We start from the raw sequence: 18,776 nt of genomic DNA, 5'->3' as shown, positions 1-18,776 counted from the left end.
GGGGAGAATTTCGTGTCGACTATAGAGGACGTGGCGAAATTAGCGGGGTTATCAAGGACAACGGTTTCTAGGGTGATTAATAATCATCCATATGTTTCAGATGAGAAGAAAAAAAGGGTTCAATTAGCAATGAAGCATTTAGGCTTCGTTCCTAATTCTGCGGCGAGAAGGCTTCGTAAACAAAAAACGGAAACAATTGCGGTGCTAGTTCCAAGGATTACAAATCCTTTCTTCAGTAGATTTATTGAAGCAATCGAGATTGCTGCTTCTGAACATAAATATAAACTGATTATTTGTCAAACAAGATATTTACCGGAAAAAGAGATGGAGTATTTACAATTATTATCTACGAAACAAGTAGATGGGATTATTCTATGTTCACTAGAAAATCCGTGGGAAGATGTAGAGCCATACTTACAGCACGGTCCAATCGTGTTGTGTAATGAATATATTGAGGAAGCAAATATTCCAACAGTGAAGTTTGATCATGCGCAAGGAGCATACATAGCTGCGAAGCATGTGTTAGATCAAGGATATCGTAATCTTATTTTTTGCCGTGGTAACGAAACCAAAGTCGTTAGCCAGCAGCGAAAAATGGGCTTTTTACGTGCAATAACTGAGAAGAGCCGCCAAGTAGAAGCGATTGATTTTCTTGAAAACGCTTTCTCTTGGGAAGATGGAAAACGAATATTCCATGAAGTATTAAAGGACAAAAAAAATCCTACCGCGATTTTGGCAGGAGGCGATGAGGTAGCAGCTGGAATTATCTCAGAGGCGAAACGCCATAACTGGAGCATTCCAGATGATCTTGCTGTTATCGGTTTTGATAATCAAATATTATCGCAGATTACAGAACCAGGTATTACGACAATTGAACAGCCAATTGATGAAATGGCCCGAAAAGTTGTCGACCTAATGATGGATAAAATCCATACGAAAAATTATCGAAAAAAAGAATTGTATGAGTTTGAACTGGAGCTCTTGGTGAAAGGTTCAACGATGAAGGATAAGATGTTATTAGCCTAGTAGACTATGTCTGCTGGGTTTTTTTATGTTCACAAACTACTATTCTTCGTGAACGCAATCATCACATTTGTTATGGTATGCTTCGTGTTGCTCATCAATTTCTTTCCCGCAGTGCGCACAAGTTTTCGTCGGTAAATTTCTGAAAAACTCCATTGGTTGATCGATCATGTCAATCCCTCCATTTCCATTTCTTACTATCATTGTATTAGTACAAAAAATAAAAGTCAACAACTGTTTTATAACAAAATTGAAAATTAATGAAAAAGTTTAGGAAATGGATTATAGTTAACAATGTAGGATGTAAGTAAAAAACTTTCTCAAGTACGGAGAAAAACTGCATTCCTACTCGGTTTTAGAAAGGATGGATACATATGAAAATGACTGTTGTCGGCTTTTGGGGCGGCTTTCCAGAAGCGGGAGAAGCAACGTCGGGGTATTTGTTTGAACACGATGGTTTTCGTTTACTTGTAGACTGTGGTAGTGGTGTACTAGCACAGCTTCAAAAATATATAACACCATCTCATATAGATGCAGTTGTACTGTCACACTATCATCACGATCATGTTGCGGACATTGGGGTATTGCAATATGCGAGATTAATTACGAGTGCGACAACAAGGCAACTACCGGAATTACCAATATACGGTCATACGTTTGACGAGAATGGATTCCATTCTTTAACACATGAACCACATACGAAAGGAATCGCGTACAATCCAGAAGAAACACTTCAAGTTGGACCGTTCTCGATTTCGTTCTTAAAAACTGTTCATCCTGTTACATGCTTTGCGATGCGTATTACAGCTGGAGATGATGCTGTAGTATACAGCGCTGATTCAAGTTATATTCCTGAATTCATTCCATTCACGAAAGATGCTGATCTTTTCATTTGTGAGTGTAATATGTATGCACATCAAGAGGCTGCAAAAGCAGGGCATATGAATAGTACAGAAGTAGCAAGTATTGCAAAAGATGCAAATGTAAAAGAACTTTTATTAACGCACTTACCGCATACAGGCAACCCATCTGATTTAGTAACAGAAGCAAAACAAATTTTCAGTGGTCACATTACGCTAGCGCATAGTGGCTACGTATGGAACTCATGAGGTGATACGATGTTATTTATTGATAATAAAGGAATTACAGATCCTAGAATAAACTTAGCGATTGAAGAATATTGTGTGAAAAATTTAGATATTAACGAAACATATTTACTGTTCTACATTAACGAACCTTCGATTATCATTGGTAAAAACCAAAACACAGTAGAAGAAATTAATGCAGATTACGTAAAAGAAAAAGGTATTCATGTCGTTCGTCGTCTATCAGGCGGAGGCGCAGTATATCATGATTTAGGAAACTTAAACTTCAGTTTTATTACAAAAGATGATGGAGACAGTTTCAGCAACTTCAAAAAATTTACTGAGCCTGTAACGAAAGCGCTTAGTAAATTAGGTGTAAATGCAGAACTAAGTGGTCGTAACGACATTTTAGCTGAAGGTAGAAAAATTTCAGGTAACGCGCAGTTCTCAACGAAAGGTCGTATGTTCAGTCACGGTACGTTACTATTTGATTCTGAAATCGATCACGTCGTATCGGCATTAAAAGTAAAAATGGATAAGATTCAATCAAAAGGTATTAAATCAATCCGTAGCCGCGTTGCGAACATTACAGAGTTTCTAAACGAAGAAATGACGACAGAAGAGTTTAGACAACTTCTTCTAGAAACAATTTTCGAAGGAGAAACAGAAATCCCAACGTATGAATTAACAGAAGAGGATTGGAAAGAGATCCATAAACTTTCTGAAGAACGTTACCAAAATTGGGATTGGAACTACGGAAAATCACCGAAGTTCAACTTACAACATTCACACCGCTTCCCAGTTGGACAAGTTGACGTTCGTCTTGAAGTGAAAAAAGGAACAGTAACAGAATGTAAAGTTTACGGCGACTTCTTCGGTTCACTAGATGTTCATGATATCGAAGAGCGTCTAACAGGCGTTCAGTTCGATAAAGATGCATTCACTGCAGCTTTAGAAGGCGTAGATATCGCACGCTACTTCGGTAACATTACAACAGAAGATTTCTTACATTTATTCTTCTAAAAATGAGGGAGGCTACCATCACGGGCAGCCTCTTTCTTTTTGCGTAGATTGTCAGGTTTTGTCGGTAAGTCGATATAACTGAAAAATCGCTGATATAAATTGAGTTGCGCTGATATAACTGAAAAATCGCTCATATAATTTCATTTACCACAAAACATAAAATCACAGGACATTCGCCCCTCGTAAAGGAATATATATATATACAAAAGGAGGCGAATCGAAATGAAAAGGGTAATGTACGTTGTATTATTACTCAGCTTCGTCGTCGGAATGACAGCGTGTAGCAGTGGATCGCCCTCAAGTCGTATAATTTTGTCTATCGGAAAACCAGCGGAGGATAATGTTATATATTTTACGCATACAGATAACAAACGAAAGATACATGATATACAAGACATGTTTCAAAATAAGAAGTGGAAAAGAAATGAAACATTCAGCACTGTTAATAAAACACCAGATGTCGTCTTATCAATAGATGAAGACAATATAGGGTTACCGGCATTATATGTGACGGTGTATTTTCATGAAGATGGGGCGGACGCGATTAACTTGCACGGCGAGCATACGACGTTAAATAAAGAGGAACTTACTAAACTTAGAGAAAAGATGAACGCATATTATCCTAAAATGATTTTTGGTCTAGTGTTATAAATTACTTGTAAATAAAATCCCCTTATTTTTCCAAAGTAAACTAAGAGAAGGTGATCTGTCTATATGCAGTTAATAGAATATCACTTGCCACTTTAATTTTCTTTTAATATAATTAATTTAGAATTTTTAAATATTCTAAATTTTATAAAGGTGGGGTTTTTGTGAATCTCGTTCAATCTTTGGCTGAAACGGCAAAAAAGAAGGGGGAAAAACCGGCTTATATATTTATGGATCAGTCGGTCTCATATGACCAATTAAACAAAATGGTCACAAGGTTTTCTAGCAATTTAGCAGAAATGGGCATTGGAAAAGGGGACAATGTCGCATTAGTTGTTGGGAACTCACCACATTTTTTGGTCGGTTTATACGGAACAATGAAAGCCGGAGCAACTGTTATTCCAGTTAATCCAATTTATACAGCAGACGAAATGCATTATATTTTACAAAATGGAGATGTAAAAACAATCATCGTACTCGACGTCCTTCTACCTGTTATACAATCTCTTACAACAAGACTTCCTTCATTAGAAAACATCATCATATGCGAAACCTCATCAGATTTTAACCATACAGAAACCGAAAAAATGAAAACGTTTACTAGTTTTGTGGGGACTGGAGATACAACTTACGAAGGTCCTGAACTAGATGAAGAAGATGTAGCGGTTATTCTATACACATCGGGCACAACTGGAAAACCGAAAGGCGCTATGTTAACACATAAAAATTTATATAGTAATGCGAACGATGTGGCGTCGTATTTACAATATACGGCTGATGACCGCGTTGTTGCGGCACTGCCTATGTTCCATGTATTCTGTTTAACAGTTGCGGTAAATGCACCGATTGTGAACGGGGCAACGATTTTAATGTTACCGAAATTTAGTCCGAAAGAAGTATTCCGTATTTGTCGCACGTACGAACCAACGATCTTTGCTGGCGTACCGACGATGTACAATTATTTATATTTATTTGAAGAAGCAAGCGCAGAAGATGTGAAGACGCTTCGCCTTTGTATTTCCGGTGGTGCATCGATGCCTGTTGCTCTTCTGCAAAACTTTGAAAAACGTTTTAACGTTATTGTTTCAGAAGGATACGGTTTATCAGAAGCATCACCAGTTACTTGTTTCAATCCGCTAGATCGTCCTCGGAAACCAGGATCAATTGGCACAAATATTTGGCATGTAGAAAATAAAATTGTAAATGAACTTGGGGAAGAAGTACCTGTCGGCGCAGTCGGTGAATTAATTGTTCGCGGACCTAACGTTATGAAAGGATACTATAATGCACCAGAAGATACAGCTGCGACATTGAAAGACGGCTGGCTATATACAGGTGACTTGGCGAAAATGGATGAAGAAGGTTACTTCTATATCGTGGATCGTAAAAAAGATATCGTCTTAGTTGGCGGTTATAACGTATACCCTCGTGAAGTAGAAGAAGTATTATATACGCACGAATCAGTAGCGGAAGTTGTCGTAATCGGTGTTCCTGATGAAAACTTAGGAGAAGCTGTGCGAGCGTACGTCGTTTTGAAGCAAGCAAACGTAACAGAAGAAGAACTAATGCATTACTGTACGTTACATTTAGCGAAATATAAAGTGCCGAAAAGCATTGAGTTTTTAATAGAATTGCCGAAGAATACGACGGGTAAGTTGTTAAGAAGAGCATTGAGAGAGAAAGCGATGCAAGTGTAAAAATGAGGCAACCATCTTTGGAGGTGGTTGCCTCATTTTTTTTGTATTGATTAAGCGGTGGTGCCATATATTTAAACCTGTATATGACCAACAAGGAGGGGACATACGTAGATCAGAAGAAATTAACGCTTACGTCGGGTGCAATATCTTATTTGTGAAATTATGGATGAACTCTGAAAGTGATAAGAACGGTAATTTTAATCAAAATGGAGTAGTGGACTGTGAATCAATGGCTACGGTGTTAGTAAATGCATATAAATTAGAATGGAATGAAAATAGTAAGTTACCAAAAGAATTTGCTGATTTGAAAAATCATTGGGCTCAACGTATGCCAATATTTTAGTTTAATAAGAAAATTCAAATTCCAAGTTGACACATGTGAATTACAGAATTAAAATGAAAAGAAATCGAATAGAATACATTAGAAGCTAATCAGATAAACTGAAGGCGCACAATGTTCACATTTGTGAATATATTGTGTGCCTTTTTCTATTGTATAAACTAAGGGGGCTTAACGATGAAAAAGTGGGGTAAGACAGCGTTTATGAAAAGTACAGGTGTTTTATTATCAGCAGTTGTACTTTTATCAGGGTGTGGTTCGGCAACATCCACTAGTAATTCTGAAGGAAGTGGAGATAAAAAAACAGTTGAGCTTTTAAATGTTTCTTATGATCCAACGAGGGAGTTATATCAAGATTTCAATAAAGATTTTGCGAAGTATTGGAAAGAGAAGCACGGGCAAACAGTAAATGTAAAACAATCACACGGGGGATCTGGAAGTCAAGCGCGCTCTGTTATTGATGGCTTAGAAGCAGACGTTGTTACACTAGCACTTGCTTATGATATTGATGCGATTAGTAAGAAAAAACAATTAGCAGAAGATTGGCAGAAGCGACTTGCGAATAATTCCACTCCATACACGTCAACAATTGTATTTCTTGTTCGAAAAGGAAACCCGAAAGGTATTAAAGACTGGGATGATTTAACGAAAAAAGGTGTGTCTGTCATTACACCAAACCCAAAAACATCAGGCGGGGCACGTTGGAACTATTTAGCGGCGTGGGGATACGCACTGAAAAAATATAATAATAGTGAAGATAAGGCGAAAGAGTTTGTTAGCCAAATTTATAAAAACGTAGAAGTATTAGATTCAGGAGCGCGCGGAGCAACGACAACATTTGTTGAAAAAGGAATTGGTGACGTATTAATCGCATGGGAAAATGAAGCGTTATTATCCCAAAAAGAGCTTGGAAAAGATAAATTTGAAATTGTAACCCCTTCTATTAGTGTACTTGCAGAACCACCAGTAGCGGTTGTAGATAAAGTCGTTGATAAAAAAGGAACGAAAAAAGTAGCAGAAGGGTATCTTGAATATTTGTACTCAGAAAAAGGACAGGAAATTGCGGCAAAAAACTTTTATCGTCCACGTAATGAAAAAGTAGCAGAAAAATATACATCTCAATTTCCGAAAGTTCAATTATTTACAGTAGATGAACTATTTGGTGGCTGGAAAAAAGCGCAGGAGAAACACTTTAATGACGGCGGCGTATTCGATAAAATTTATCAAAAATAATGCGTACTGCTAAAGGGGGATGAGGTGAAAGAGGATGAGGAAGAAACGTGTTTTACCAGGGTTTGGATTATCGCTTGGATTTACAATGTTGTACATGAGTTTATTCGTACTTATACCACTTTCTATCGTATTTATTCAAACTTCACAGTTAGGTTGGAAGAAGTTCGCTGGGGTTATAACGAACGAGCGTGTGTTGCATTCCTATCAAGTTAGTTTTACAACTTCATTTGCAGCTGCTATTGTAAATGCCATTTTCGGTTTATTAATAGCATGGGTGCTCGTACGCTACAAATTTCCAGGAAAAAGACTATTAGATGGACTCATTGATTTACCGTTTGCACTTCCGACAGCTGTAGCTGGTATTACACTTACAACGCTTTATGCGGAAAATGGATGGATTGGGAAAATATTTAGTCTGTTTCATATAAAAGTAGCTTTTACACCACTCGGAATTATCGTTGCGCTTACTTTTATCGGTTTACCATTTGTCGTTCGAATGGTGCAACCAGTGCTGCAAAATATTGATAAAGAAGTAGAAGAGGCAGCTTCGAGTTTAGGTGCATCCCACTTACAAATATTTGTGAAAATCATTTTACCAGAAATCTTTCCCGCTCTTCTTGCCGGTTTTTCACTCGCATTTGCAAGAGCATTAGGAGAATACGGATCTGTCGTTTTCATCGCAGGTAATATGCCGATGAAAACAGAAATTGCACCACTGATGATTATGACGAAACTAGAACAATATGATTACGCGGGGGCAACAGCTGTAGCGACCGTGATGCTTATTATTTCCCTCCTTTTCCTTCTTCTTATTAATATGATTCAAAGCTGGAGTAGAAGGCATGAACTAAAAAGTGAATAGGAGGAGAGAAAATGGAACCAACATTATTAGAAAAGAAAATAGTAAAAAGCGTATCAGCTAAAAAAGAATCTAAGCTTGTACCAGGCATATTAATTACGATTACAGTTTTATTTTTATCTCTCTTTCTATTACTGCCACTCATAACTATTTTTCTAAAAGCCTTTGAAAGAGGGATGGATGTATACATTGCTGCTATTACAGATCAAGAAGCATTTTCAGCAATTAGGTTAACGCTTCTCGTTACGTTAATCGTTGTACCGCTGAATACGGTATTCGGAATCGCAGCGGCATGGCTTATTACAAAGTTTCAGTTTAAAGGAAAACAAGTATTACTCTCTCTTATTGAACTGCCGTTTGCTGTGTCACCAGTTATCGCAGGATTAGTATTCGTTTTACTTTTCACACCGAGGGGTGCTCTTGGCGAATGGTTACTTGAACATGGAGTGAAAATCATTTTCTCTGTACCAGGTATTATTATCGCAACAATCTTTGTAACCTTCCCGTTCGTTGCACGTGAATTAATTCCGGTTATGCAGGCGCAAGGGAAAAGTGAAGAAGAGGCAGCTTTATCACTTGGCGCAAGTGGCTGGAAAATGTTTTGGCGCGTTACGCTTCCAAATATAAAATGGGGTCTTTTATACGGCATGATTCTATGTAATGCCCGTGCTATCGGTGAGTTTGGAGCCGTTTCTGTCGTATCAGGTCACGTGCGTGGCATTACGAACACGATGCCGCTCCATATTGAAATTTTGTACAATGAATATCAATTTTCAGCAGCATTTGCAGTAGCGACGTTAATGTCATTAATTGCAGTGTTTACACTCGTTATAAAAAACTGGATTGAATGGCGAATGGAAAAACGACAATAAGGGGGATTACGGTGAGTATTCAAATTCAAGGTGTATCAAAGCAATATGGTACATTTCAAGCACTAACAGACATTCATTTGGATATTCCAAAAGGTGAACTTGTTGCCTTATTAGGCCCGTCAGGTTCTGGGAAAACGACGTTATTACGCATTATTGCAGGATTAGAAGAAGCGGATGGAGGCTCTGTTTCATTTGATGGAGAAGATTTAACAGACATTCACGTGAAAAACAGGCAAGTCGGTTTCGTCTTTCAGCACTATGCGCTCTTTAAGCATATGAATGTATTTGAGAATGTCGCTTTCGGTTTAAAAGTAAGAAAGAAAAGCTTAAGACCGTCAGCAGAAGCGATAGAAGAAATGGTAACAGAATTATTAAAGCTCGTAAAAATGGATGGCTTTGCTAAACGTTATCCAGCGCAATTATCTGGTGGACAACGTCAACGTATTGCACTAGCCCGGGCACTTGCAGTCGAACCGAAAATTTTATTACTCGATGAACCGTTCGGTGCACTTGATGCAAAGGTGAGAAAAGAATTACGCAGATGGCTCCGAAAATTACATGACGAATTTCAAATTACGAGCGTATTCGTAACACATGATCAAGAAGAAGCGTTAGACGTTGCAGACCGCATCGTTGTAATGAATGAGGGTTGCATTGAACAAATGGGAACACCGGAAGAAGTATATGAAAACCCAGCAAGTCCGTTTGTATATGACTTTTTAGGAAATGTAAATTTATTTCACGGCCGCGTTCATAAAGGAAAGCTAAATGTAGGATCGGTCGAACTAGAAGCACCAGAGCATAAGCACGTTTCCAACGTAGACGGAATAGCCTACGTAAGGCCGCATGACTTATCAATCTCTCGTACGAAACAAAGCATAGATGCAATCCCCGCAAAAGTATCTTATTCTCACGCAGTCGGACCTGTCGTATATGTAGAATTAAAACGAGACGAAACAGATGAATATTTAGAAGCAGAAATTACGAAAGAACAGTTCAAACAGCTGAACATTCAAGCGGGTGATTTCGTATACGTACAGCCGAAAGAAGTGAAAGTGTTTATTCCGGAGGATTTTGTAATTTAAGAGTGTTCACTCTTAAATTACAAAATCTATTAATAAGAAAAGGTCTCCTAAAATATCTTTTAGGAGACCTTTTCTTTGTTTATCGTAATAACTTTTTCTCATATGAAATGTAGTAGGAAGTTTGTATATATAATAGCGGAGCGTGTTCGAACAACTATTTGATATGAGTAGTAATGAAGATATTCTTCCTACTTTCTTACATAAAATTTTTAATTTTGGATATTTGTATCATATGTTTCTGCAACAAACACAAAGTCTACATGCTCTTTATCAATAAAAATACTTGTTTTAGATGGAAGACCTGTTATGGTAGAAACAATATCAACCTCAACAAGGTCAAATCCTACACGATAAGCATCTGCAATTTCAATTCCACCAGTTAGAAAATGCAATCCATCCCCAAATGACTTAAATACAAATACATTTTCTTTCAAACTTTTATTATTCATTTCAATCCATTCTTCGTTAATATAAATCTTAAATGTCGTGCACTTTGGAACACACTCGATGTGATGTATCCCTTTATAACTATTAAGCGAAAACATATAGGTATGAGTTTCTTTAAAGTTAATATCTATCCCGTATTTAAAAGCAAAGGTTTTATATACCATTTCATAAAACAATGGCATTACAATATCATCCCATGCGTCATAGGCAAAAGCATGAATTGGTATTAGATGAGGATATAAACTTACAATCGCTTTTTGAAAATTAAGTAAGATGGTTGTATCTGTAATTTCTTTTAAAGAATCATCTATTTCATGGTCATAATCTTTCGGAATTCTGTTATCAATCATATGACAAACTCCTTACATAGTCTTCTATATACTACGTTTTTCCGCATCATCAGTTTGTGCCTTCTTCAACTAAATTGCAAGTTTAACCGATGATTCCAAAAAAGCCCTTGTCTTATTTTATCAATTGTTAAATGTATTTATCTTTAAACTTCAATACGAAGATTAAACATGAAGGTGCGGGCGGAAAAGTAACAGAAACAAACTTTGTATATGACCCGATTAACCAACTATTAAACGAGGCATTACCAAACGGAACAATTAAATCATACACATATGATGGATTTGGAAACCGTACAAGTGTGAAAGTTGTAGAGAATGGAAAAGAAACAAAGTCTATAGCAACAACATTCAATGAAGGAAATCAGCTTGTAAAATTCGGAAATGAATCGTTAACGTATGATGCGAATGGTAATCGTACGTCTGATGGAAAGTATAAATATACATGGAATGAAGATGACCAACTTGTATCTATTACAAAACAAGGTGAGAGCAATGCCTTCGCAATTTATAAGTATGATGAGGATAATCGTCGTATTGAAAAGAGTGTGAATGGTCAAGTAACACGCTACTTCTATGATGGAGACAGCATTAATCCGTTATATGAGACGGATGGTAGTGGAACTGTACTTCGTCAATATGTATACTCAACAAGTGGTACGCGCCTAGCGATGAAATCAAAAGGACAAACGTTATACTATCACTACAACCCTCGTGGTGATGTCGTTGCGATGACAGATCAAAATAGAGAAGTTGTAGCAACGTATGAATATGATTCGTGGGGCAATGTAATAAAGAGTGATACGAAAGGTATCGCCGCAGATAATCCATTTGGATATGCGGGATACATGTATGATAAAGAAATTGGTATGTATTATCTAATTGCGCGTTATTATAATCCAGAGCATGGTGTGTTCTTATCGGTGGATCCTGATCCGGGCGATGAGGATGATCCGGTTACGATGAATGGGTATACGTATGCGGATAATACTCCGGCGATGATGACGGATCCAGATGGGCATGCTGCTTGGTTAGTTGTTAATGCTGGTTTTGCGCTTTATGATGGATATGGAGCGTATAAATCAGGTAAGAATTGGAAAGGGGTAGTAGCGGCAGGCGCTATTGGGTTTGTTGGCGGCTCAAGGATTAAAGCTGCAAAACATACTGTTTATGTTTTGAAAAATAGTGCAGGTAAAGTGGAGTACGTTGGGAGAACGATTAGTCCAGCTGCTAGGAAAATAGCGCATAGAGCAGTACATCCTGACTTGAAATTTACACGTGTAAGGCGCAATTTAAGTTATTCTGAGGCCAGAGGGATGGAACACCGATTCTATCTAAAATATGGTGGCCAAAAAGAGTTAAGAAATAGAATTAGCCCCATAGGTAAAAAGAATAAAAAATATAAATCTTATATGCAGCAAAGTCGTACAAAATATAAAAAGTGGAAGTAAGTGAACATTTCATTTTTAATAGAGTGGGGCAAAATGATTTATTTTCATTGATGTTGAATTATTGTCACTTTTAAACTAACTAGTATTTGGAGGAGATTATATGTTTCCATTAGGTAAACAACCTAAGGTTACTAGAGATTTAGTTGGAGTTAATACTGATGTACAAAAGTTATCTGTTGATGGTGAAACAAAGAATATAGAACTTTTAGGTAAGTTGAAAATTAAGGAATTATGGGTTTTTGCAGTGAATCAGGAGCAATTTGATAATATTATGACGCATGTTAATCCTGAATTACTATATGTTTATAAAATGAGAGTAGAAAATTTATCGATTCTACAGATGATGTCTAATCTTAGGGAAGTATATTTGTGTTGGAATACTAAAAATACTGATTTGTGGAATTTTAGTTATAATAAAAATCTTACTTATCTATTAATAGAAGACTTCTCGAAATTAGAAGATTTAACACCAATAAAAGATGGAGGAAACTTAGGAGGTCTTTATTTAGGCGGCGGGATAACAAAAGCACTTAATGTAAAAACGTTGGAGCCAATTGGTGACTTAGTACGATTAAATGAGCTAACTTTAATGAATATTAAAGTTCAAGATCATTCTTTAGAGCCATTAATGAATTTGAAAAGGCTTAAGAAATTGAATATATCTAACCAATTCCCTATGGAAGAATACGCTAAATTATCGGTCGTATTACAAAATACAGAATGTAAATTTTTTAAACCGTATGTACGCATGGAGTCCACAGAAGGAAAAGATATAATGATGACTGGTAGAAAAAGACCTTGCCTTAATTCGAAGAAAGATGTAGAAAAAATAAGAAAATATGAGCAGAAATTTAAAAAAGTGCAAGAAGAATTTAGAAATAAAATCAAATGAATTTTGTAACTAAATGAAAATATATAAAGTGAAATATTTAACAGGCAAAAGACAAATTAGAAAAGAAACATGGGTTTGTCGAAGAAATACACTATAAATTGGTCTGAAGGAGATTTATAATGTTAGAAACAATTCATGAAAAACAGGAACGAGAAAAACAGGACATAGCAACGCTAACTGCTTTGAAGAACGCAGGATCTAATTTAACAAAGGTACATTACCTAGAACATTACTTTTTAGTAGATACAATAGAGACTGCAGAGAAAATTGCAGAGGTACTACATGTAAAAGGTTATGATATTTATGAACCATCTGAACAACTTTCAGAAGATGGGTTACGTTACTATGTATTTATAGTGGGGAAAAATTGTATACCAACAAAAGAAAATGTTTGGGAAGAAACAAAGCAAATGGCTGAGTTAGCGATTTTATATAGTGGAACATGTACTAGTTATGATGGCTGGGAAACACAAGTAATAGAATAAGTTCGGTGGTAAGGTTTGAAAAAAGCATAAACAGAACAATGTTTAGGTAATAGCTAGTAATTGTTGAAGTTCATTGTACATTGAAAAGGCGGAGTCTCTCGGAAGGCTTCGCCTTTGTTTATATAAGATATAAATTAGTCTTATTATTCTACCACTACGATGCACGTGGCGATGTAGTAGCGATGACAGATCAAAATGGACAAGTGGTAGCAAACTATGAATATGATGCTTAGGGAAATGTCCTAAGGGCGACGCAAAAGGAATAGCAGCAGACAATCCATTTGGATATGCGGGATACATGTATGATAAAGAAATTGGCATGTATTAATTGATTGCGAGGTACTATAATCCAGAACATGGTGTGTTCTTATCGGTGGATCCGGATGGGCATTGTGTATATCGTCCTTGGGGGACGACACAATTGTGGGTTTATGATGACAGAACAGCTTATGCAAACTCTAGGGGAGTAAAAGCGGGAATAAAGGGTTGGGCAGAGAGCTATAGTTTTAATTTTATGGGTGGAGGGAATTTTGTTAGTAAATTGGGATCGTTTATAACGGGAGCATCTAAAGAGTGGAAACAATCTAAAACAAAATCTACGGTAAAGGCATCCCAAGTAAAAGTTGGAAATCGAAAAGCGATGCAAAGTGTGCTGAAAAGTGCAGGTAAACAAGCAATAAAGGCTGTTATAGTAAGAGGTAGTAATAAAGCTGTAGGAGTATCATCTAAGGTGATTTTAAATGCTGTTAAAACTGGCGAAAAAGTGCGGTAGAACTAAATATACTAGTAAACAGGCTGTAGTAGTTTTAAATAAAAAAGGTAAAGTAATTACAACTTTTGCTAAAGGTTCAAAATACATAAGGAAAGGAAAAAATAAGGTTGTTTAAATTAAATAAAGAGATGCACATTTTATTGAAACAGACATTAGAATCACAAAATAAACATTTACTGTGGTTAAATGTTTATGAAGACTTAAGTATGATAGAAACTGAAAAAATAAATAAATTGAGAGATATTATAGCAGATGAATTAATGGAGAAAGGTTTTGATAAACGAGACAATATAAACGATTTGGGAAGAGCATTAGAAGAGCTAATTGATATCTTAGGAAATTTAATACCTTAGAAGATGTTAAGCTGTATGGCAACGTTTTTAGCAGATGGAAAGTTCCATTAATTACAGAATGAAAGATTATATAACTTTTAACAATGCGCTTAATACGAGTGTAGCTATGATTAGAGGGTTTTGTATGTGTAAAATAACTTCAAAAATATAAGGATATATTTTGAGGGTGTATGATTATATAGTATATTTATTGATTCGAATCTTTAAAAGGAGGGGAAACATGGGGAAAATAATAGGGATTATTCTGATTATAGGTGGTATGATTCCATTAATTTATGCAATGATGCAAATCTATCGTCAATGGAAAGAAAAAGGGCCTTCTTTTGCTCTTAAATCAATAATTTTCCTAGTCGTAAGCATTTTGCTAGATACTGCAACAACTATTATATTGTGTATAGTAACAGTATTCATTGGTATTTGTTTAATTATCTACACATAATAAGTTCAAGAAGGCTAACTTATCGATTGTTACTAATTGGAGGGATTGGATGAACTTCATTTTACATGGATCTAAATATACAGTTTTAGCTTCCGTTTTTGACTCATTTCAAGGTAGGGAAAAAGAGTTTAATTGGCTTATAACAGACATGGAGAATGTCGCACATCAGGAAGAGAAACTTATCCGAGATTATCCTAAAATGTCGCATCCAATAGTTTGGATAGCAGGTGAAGATCTTTCAAATCTCGTAAAGAAATATAATCCTCAATTTATTTGGGGTGTACTATCTGCGTTTGATAAGTCTATAAACATTGATATTAATAATTTGCTTGTAGAACCCTATGCAAATGGAAATGAAGGGCTCTGGGTACCAAGTCCAAATATTCAGCACCCTCAAGCAAAACTTGAAATTGTTTGTTGGGATTCGTATGTAACGCTTTTTTTTAGTAAAGATGAGGACATCGATGATAAATTTCAAGACTATTTCAAGTCCGCTAAAAAATTGGATTTTTAAATAGGTCGTCCTTGAGTAATAAAATGAATGTATGAATAGTAATCTCTTTGATGATTATTGGAATATTAGCTAGTATTTTTGAAAAAGTAACTTGTAAAACTTCGGAGTGAATTGTTAACTTTTGATGCGATAGGAAATCGTAAATAAATTTATGAAGGAGAATTTAGAGTTGATAGAGTTTTTTGGATATTTATTAATTTTGGTTTTAAATATGCTAGTAGCATCTATCGTATTTTTACAAGAGTACTGCATAGGTAGTATAAGACTGTCTCATTATAGGAGAATCTTTGCTACGGTCATGGCTATACGTTCATTGGTGAGTATATGGATCATTTACCCTATGACAGCTACTCTGTTAGGGACGCTAAATATTTTAGTGATTCAATCAATTATATTACTTTTCCTTTGGGGGCTTATGCAGTGTGTAAAGAAGTACAGAGGAAAGTGGTATATTACAATGATTGCACTTATTATTTATGCTCTTAGCTGTTATTTTCATATTATGTATGCGAAAACTGTATAGATAATGAGAGGGTATTTGTAGACCTAGTTACATGATAGTAAGAATCTTTAATGAAAATTATAATAAAATGATGTCAAAAGGGAGACTAAAAGTGCTTATAGAATTTTTAGAATTCATTTCTATCTTGGCTTTAGTAGTTGTATTAACATTAACTGTTATGTTGCAAGATATATTTTTTATAAATATAAATAAACAATATACTGAAACACGTATTGGGGCGATTATTTTTTGTATTCGGATGTTGTTCGGGACATGGGTAGTATTTGTTACGGAAACTACTATAATTGCTGTCTCAAAAGTGACTGCAATTCAATTAATTATTTTACTTCTTTTTTGGGCATGTTCGAAGTATGTACAAAAAACTCGTGAAAATTGGCTAATTACTATAGTTGCTTTTGTTATTTATGGTGTTGGTACATACTTGTATATTCAGTTTGCTTTTAGAGGCTATTAATATATCACCAGAAAAGTTAGTGGTTAGAAAGATGCATTTGTTAAATGTGTATATGAAGGAAGAGCGAATATAGGCTCTTTTTTCTTTATATATAGGATAGGACATGTATCTAATCCTCGTGGGACAAATCAAAATAGAGAGCGGAAGGAATTATATGAACAAAAAAGAATTAAAATTAAAGCTACTGCAAGGTCTAGGTGAAGAGTTAAAAGAAGACGGTTATAAGACTATAACTACACAACAAGACCTGGTGAAAAAATTTGATAAAGGAAAAATCGGTATACATTTAGCCTTTATCAATCACCTAGAAGATTTTGATGTGACGGTGGATGTGGGAATTCGTTTTGATGAATTAGAAAATATGAAAAATCAATGGGCTGACGGTTTAACAATTAGAGAGAAAAAGGAGACCTATACAATTGGAGTTGATTTAGGGAATTTAGTCTATAGAGAGCAAAAAAGGTGGCGTGTTGAAAAGGAAGAAGATATTTTACCTGTTACTATGGATATTTTAAAAGAAGTTAAGGAATACTTCATTCCATATATTGATAAGTATGTAGATATGGAAAATGTATTTGATTTATGTGTAAGAGATGATGATGAGGCTGGATTAATAGGGACAATATTTGATGGGACGCGAGCACAAAATGCTATTGGATTAGCCTTGTTATTAAATAAAGAAGAGATATTAGAACAAATCATTGAGAAAAAGAGAGAGTATTTAAAGACGAGGGATAAATTTGAATTGGAGTTATTTGAAAACTTTCTTTCTAATATGAATCTAGGATAAACAAGGTTAGTTATTCATTTTCGTGATTATAGTGGGGTTAATTGTTTATATCTGGTTTTTCTGGTTGGAAAAACATTAAACTCTAGATTTTCTATTAATCATAAATATTGGTAGCCCCTAGAAGGAAACATTTGACGTTTTTATGATTAGATACAAACTTCGAATGTAACTTATAGGGGTTTTTATTTACAGGTTTTATAATACTGGAAAGCCCATATCGAATTTTAGCCGGTTTGAGATAGTGCCTGCGAGTGATGATGGTGCACTGTAACCTTGAGCAGTAGCGATAGACTTAGCCTTTGGAAGCAAAAACCCCACAGAGTCTAGTCAACTTACCTTTTTAAAAAGTGTATCAAAGAATTATTTATTTGAGCTCAATTATATTATGTGAAATAGGAGTGAGAATCTTGTTCCAAACAATAATTTACGATAAAGCTAAATATCATTATGAAGGAGATTTCCCACAAGAATTACCGATGGAGCAAGCATTTGTACATACTGGAATGTTCTTAGGTTGGATTATTGATAATAATTTATTTAGTGATGAATTTTTAGAAGAGACTGAAGAGGAAATTAATAAATTTAAGCTTAGAAAAATGACTGGAACTCAAGTTTATATGTTCTGGGATGGGGTTTTAAGCGATGACATGTTAAATGATGAAGGGAATCAATTTGCAATAGATTATTTTGATTTTGAAAAAGGTTTATATTTAGATGATTATGATGATGTATTTTTAGAGTGTGATACATTATATCAAGTGCAAGATACTTGGGAAAATTACTTTAAATTAAAAGAAGTGATTGATATTAGGTATACAGAATGGAAAAAACTTAAAAATAACGGGTAAAGAGGACTTTAAGTAATGGAATATTTTTTGTTCCAAATGAAGGTTTATTATATGCTATAGAAAAGGGGAGAAATAATGAAATTCCCAAAAGATGAAGATGGACAAGTATTAAATATGTTATACAAGCAAGGTATAGATTTTAATAAAAAACATATAGTAGATTTCTTTATTGCAATTCCTGATCAAGGTAATGGAGAAAAAATAATTGGCAGACTACAAGAGCTGGGCTTAAATTGTGAATTAGATTATAATGAAGAATTTGAAGATTGGACGTGTACTTGTTCTAAAGAAATGTTCTTAATTTATGAGGATATTGTAGAGATGCAAAAGGAATTGAATAAACTGGGTGAAGAGTTTGGTGGATATACAGATGGTTGGGGTGCATTTGTGTAATGTTGAATTTATTTATCGTGATAAAATAAATTAGACGAAGTAAAGAAACTATTTACGGAAAGAAGGGCTTATATAAGTTCTTCTTTCTTTGTATATATTAAGATATCTTAGTAATAGAAACGTATATGATATGTGGGCGGGGGCTACTGGTAAAAGCCCAATTGGTAAGGGCTAATTAAAGTTTCACTTTATATAGGTTTTGA

The 18,776-nt window shown here is 35.2% G+C and carries 23 protein-coding genes and 3 pseudogenes; 23 read left to right on the top strand and 3 right to left on the bottom strand.

Annotation, left to right across the window (positions count from 1 at the left end; genetic code table 11):
* The first annotated feature begins 12 nt into the window (after positions 1 to 12).
* Entirely contained in the window at positions 13 to 1,026 is a 1,014-nt protein-coding gene (locus tag ACS2CR_RS07800) for a LacI family DNA-binding transcriptional regulator (protein ID WP_000103715.1), read from the top strand.
* 39 nt (positions 1,027 to 1,065) lie between these two features.
* On the opposite strand, the gene yhfH is transcribed toward ACS2CR_RS07800, so the two are convergent.
* A complete protein-coding gene (gene yhfH, locus ACS2CR_RS07795; protein ID WP_000567010.1) occupies positions 1,066 to 1,194 on the bottom strand; it encodes a protein YhfH in 129 nt (42 codons plus the stop codon).
* A 203-nt stretch (positions 1,195 to 1,397) separates the two neighbouring features.
* Between yhfH and ACS2CR_RS07790 the strand changes: the two genes are divergently transcribed.
* From ACS2CR_RS07790 to ACS2CR_RS07750, 9 genes are all read left to right on the top strand, one after another.
* The gene (locus tag ACS2CR_RS07790; protein ID WP_000784690.1) at positions 1,398 to 2,132 is read left to right on the top strand and encodes an MBL fold metallo-hydrolase; all 735 of its coding nucleotides are present in this window, start codon (positions 1,398 to 1,400) and stop codon (positions 2,130 to 2,132) included.
* Between the two features lie 9 nt (positions 2,133 to 2,141).
* On the top strand, positions 2,142 to 3,131 hold the full coding sequence (locus ACS2CR_RS07785) for a lipoate--protein ligase (RefSeq protein ID WP_000897282.1): 990 nt from the start codon (positions 2,142 to 2,144) through the stop codon (positions 3,129 to 3,131).
* 222 nt (positions 3,132 to 3,353) lie between these two features.
* Positions 3,354 to 3,782 (top strand): hypothetical protein, encoded by a 429-nt coding sequence (locus tag ACS2CR_RS07780; protein ID WP_053513580.1) that lies wholly within the window; start codon positions 3,354 to 3,356, stop codon positions 3,780 to 3,782.
* A gap of 161 nt (positions 3,783 to 3,943) precedes the next feature.
* A complete protein-coding gene (locus tag ACS2CR_RS07775; protein WP_001055200.1) occupies positions 3,944 to 5,476 on the top strand; it encodes a fatty acid--CoA ligase family protein in 1,533 nt (510 codons plus the stop codon).
* A 166-nt stretch (positions 5,477 to 5,642) separates the two neighbouring features.
* Positions 5,643 to 5,819: a hypothetical protein gene (locus ACS2CR_RS07770; RefSeq protein WP_001999272.1), complete on the top strand. Its 177-nt coding sequence runs from the start codon at positions 5,643 to 5,645 to the stop codon at positions 5,817 to 5,819.
* Positions 5,820 to 5,993: 174 nt separating this feature from the next.
* Complete coding sequence (locus ACS2CR_RS07765; protein ID WP_000758703.1) at positions 5,994 to 7,049, top strand: sulfate ABC transporter substrate-binding protein; 1,056 nt, start codon at positions 5,994 to 5,996, stop codon at positions 7,047 to 7,049.
* A 34-nt stretch (positions 7,050 to 7,083) separates the two neighbouring features.
* On the top strand, positions 7,084 to 7,911 hold the full coding sequence (gene cysT, locus ACS2CR_RS07760; RefSeq protein WP_053513581.1) for a sulfate ABC transporter permease subunit CysT: 828 nt from the start codon (positions 7,084 to 7,086) through the stop codon (positions 7,909 to 7,911).
* Positions 7,912 to 7,922: 11 nt separating this feature from the next.
* Positions 7,923 to 8,780, top strand: coding sequence for a sulfate ABC transporter permease subunit CysW (gene cysW, locus ACS2CR_RS07755; protein WP_000433827.1), 858 nt, complete (start codon positions 7,923 to 7,925; stop codon positions 8,778 to 8,780).
* A gap of 11 nt (positions 8,781 to 8,791) precedes the next feature.
* A complete protein-coding gene (locus ACS2CR_RS07750) occupies positions 8,792 to 9,865 on the top strand; it encodes a sulfate/molybdate ABC transporter ATP-binding protein (RefSeq protein WP_053513583.1) in 1,074 nt (357 codons plus the stop codon).
* A gap of 209 nt (positions 9,866 to 10,074) precedes the next feature.
* Here the strand turns inward: ACS2CR_RS07750 and ACS2CR_RS07745 are convergent, their stop codons facing one another.
* A complete protein-coding gene (locus ACS2CR_RS07745) occupies positions 10,075 to 10,662 on the bottom strand; it encodes a hypothetical protein (RefSeq protein ID WP_053513585.1) in 588 nt (195 codons plus the stop codon).
* Between the two features lie 155 nt (positions 10,663 to 10,817).
* Between ACS2CR_RS07745 and ACS2CR_RS07740 the strand changes: the two are divergent.
* The 3 genes and pseudogenes from ACS2CR_RS07740 to ACS2CR_RS07730 all read left to right on the top strand — a co-directional run.
* Positions 10,818 to 12,110: pseudogene (locus ACS2CR_RS07740) on the top strand (RHS repeat domain-containing protein); the annotation flags it as partial.
* Between the two features lie 100 nt (positions 12,111 to 12,210).
* Entirely contained in the window at positions 12,211 to 13,002 is a 792-nt protein-coding gene (locus tag ACS2CR_RS07735; RefSeq protein WP_053513588.1) for a hypothetical protein, read from the top strand.
* Positions 13,003 to 13,121: 119 nt separating this feature from the next.
* Positions 13,122 to 13,487: a ribonuclease E inhibitor RraB gene (locus ACS2CR_RS07730; protein WP_053513590.1), complete on the top strand. Its 366-nt coding sequence runs from the start codon at positions 13,122 to 13,124 to the stop codon at positions 13,485 to 13,487.
* A gap of 42 nt (positions 13,488 to 13,529) precedes the next feature.
* On the opposite strand, the pseudogene ACS2CR_RS07725 reads toward ACS2CR_RS07730, so the two are convergent.
* Positions 13,530 to 13,622 (bottom strand): annotated as a pseudogene (locus ACS2CR_RS07725) (IS6 family transposase); the annotation flags it as partial.
* Between the two features lie 8 nt (positions 13,623 to 13,630).
* Between ACS2CR_RS07725 and ACS2CR_RS07720 the strand changes: the two are divergent.
* The 10 genes and pseudogenes from ACS2CR_RS07720 to ACS2CR_RS07675 form a co-directional block, all read left to right on the top strand.
* Positions 13,631 to 13,812 (top strand): annotated as a pseudogene (locus ACS2CR_RS07720) (RHS repeat-associated core domain-containing protein); the annotation flags it as partial.
* Positions 13,813 to 13,815: 3 nt separating this feature from the next.
* Positions 13,816 to 14,259 (top strand): hypothetical protein, encoded by a 444-nt coding sequence (locus tag ACS2CR_RS07715; protein ID WP_162230564.1) that lies wholly within the window; start codon positions 13,816 to 13,818, stop codon positions 14,257 to 14,259.
* Positions 14,260 to 14,366: 107 nt separating this feature from the next.
* Positions 14,367 to 14,612, top strand: coding sequence for a hypothetical protein (locus ACS2CR_RS07710; protein WP_053513592.1), 246 nt, complete (start codon positions 14,367 to 14,369; stop codon positions 14,610 to 14,612).
* A 220-nt stretch (positions 14,613 to 14,832) separates the two neighbouring features.
* Complete coding sequence (locus ACS2CR_RS07705; RefSeq protein WP_000516160.1) at positions 14,833 to 15,051, top strand: hypothetical protein; 219 nt, start codon at positions 14,833 to 14,835, stop codon at positions 15,049 to 15,051.
* 49 nt (positions 15,052 to 15,100) lie between these two features.
* Positions 15,101 to 15,565, top strand: a complete 465-nt coding sequence (locus tag ACS2CR_RS07700) for a hypothetical protein (protein ID WP_001009372.1) — start codon at positions 15,101 to 15,103, stop codon at positions 15,563 to 15,565.
* Between the two features lie 169 nt (positions 15,566 to 15,734).
* Positions 15,735 to 16,088 (top strand): hypothetical protein, encoded by a 354-nt coding sequence (locus ACS2CR_RS07695; RefSeq protein WP_000569001.1) that lies wholly within the window; start codon positions 15,735 to 15,737, stop codon positions 16,086 to 16,088.
* 91 nt (positions 16,089 to 16,179) lie between these two features.
* Entirely contained in the window at positions 16,180 to 16,542 is a 363-nt protein-coding gene (locus ACS2CR_RS07690; RefSeq protein WP_000904358.1) for a hypothetical protein, read from the top strand.
* 154 nt (positions 16,543 to 16,696) lie between these two features.
* Entirely contained in the window at positions 16,697 to 17,332 is a 636-nt protein-coding gene (locus ACS2CR_RS07685) for a hypothetical protein (protein WP_001034376.1), read from the top strand.
* 407 nt (positions 17,333 to 17,739) lie between these two features.
* On the top strand, positions 17,740 to 18,180 hold the full coding sequence (locus ACS2CR_RS07680) for a DUF7832 domain-containing protein (protein ID WP_000487868.1): 441 nt from the start codon (positions 17,740 to 17,742) through the stop codon (positions 18,178 to 18,180).
* 75 nt (positions 18,181 to 18,255) lie between these two features.
* Positions 18,256 to 18,573 carry a ribonuclease E inhibitor RraB gene (locus tag ACS2CR_RS07675; protein WP_000671650.1) on the top strand — a complete coding sequence of 106 codons (318 nt, stop codon included), beginning with the start codon at positions 18,256 to 18,258 and terminating at the stop codon, positions 18,571 to 18,573.
* Positions 18,574 to 18,776 lie beyond the last annotated feature (203 nt).

The sequence above is a fragment of the Bacillus cereus group sp. BceL291 genome (assembly GCF_051776705.1).
Classification (GTDB): Bacteria; Bacillota; Bacilli; order Bacillales; family Bacillaceae_G; genus Bacillus_A; species Bacillus_A cereus.
This window is presented reverse-complemented; position numbering and strand designations above follow the sequence as displayed.

Coding starts and splice junctions, on each gene's coding strand:
- yhfH (WP_000567010.1), bottom strand. CDS start 1,194: ATGATCGATCAACCAATGGAGTTTTTCAGAAATTTACCGACGAAAACT.
- ACS2CR_RS07790 (WP_000784690.1), top strand. CDS start 1,398: ATGAAAATGACTGTTGTCGGCTTTTGGGGCGGCTTTCCAGAAGCGGGA.
- ACS2CR_RS07785 (WP_000897282.1), top strand. CDS start 2,142: ATGTTATTTATTGATAATAAAGGAATTACAGATCCTAGAATAAACTTA.
- ACS2CR_RS07780 (WP_053513580.1), top strand. CDS start 3,354: ATGAAAAGGGTAATGTACGTTGTATTATTACTCAGCTTCGTCGTCGGA.
- ACS2CR_RS07770 (WP_001999272.1), top strand. CDS start 5,643: ATGAACTCTGAAAGTGATAAGAACGGTAATTTTAATCAAAATGGAGTA.
- ACS2CR_RS07765 (WP_000758703.1), top strand. CDS start 5,994: ATGAAAAAGTGGGGTAAGACAGCGTTTATGAAAAGTACAGGTGTTTTA.
- cysT (WP_053513581.1), top strand. CDS start 7,084: ATGAGGAAGAAACGTGTTTTACCAGGGTTTGGATTATCGCTTGGATTT.
- cysW (WP_000433827.1), top strand. CDS start 7,923: ATGGAACCAACATTATTAGAAAAGAAAATAGTAAAAAGCGTATCAGCT.
- ACS2CR_RS07745 (WP_053513585.1), bottom strand. CDS start 10,662: ATGATTGATAACAGAATTCCGAAAGATTATGACCATGAAATAGATGAT.
- ACS2CR_RS07735 (WP_053513588.1), top strand. CDS start 12,211: ATGTTTCCATTAGGTAAACAACCTAAGGTTACTAGAGATTTAGTTGGA.
- ACS2CR_RS07730 (WP_053513590.1), top strand. CDS start 13,122: ATGTTAGAAACAATTCATGAAAAACAGGAACGAGAAAAACAGGACATA.
- ACS2CR_RS07705 (WP_000516160.1), top strand. CDS start 14,833: ATGGGGAAAATAATAGGGATTATTCTGATTATAGGTGGTATGATTCCA.
- ACS2CR_RS07700 (WP_001009372.1), top strand. CDS start 15,101: ATGAACTTCATTTTACATGGATCTAAATATACAGTTTTAGCTTCCGTT.
- ACS2CR_RS07685 (WP_001034376.1), top strand. CDS start 16,697: ATGAACAAAAAAGAATTAAAATTAAAGCTACTGCAAGGTCTAGGTGAA.
- ACS2CR_RS07675 (WP_000671650.1), top strand. CDS start 18,256: ATGAAATTCCCAAAAGATGAAGATGGACAAGTATTAAATATGTTATAC.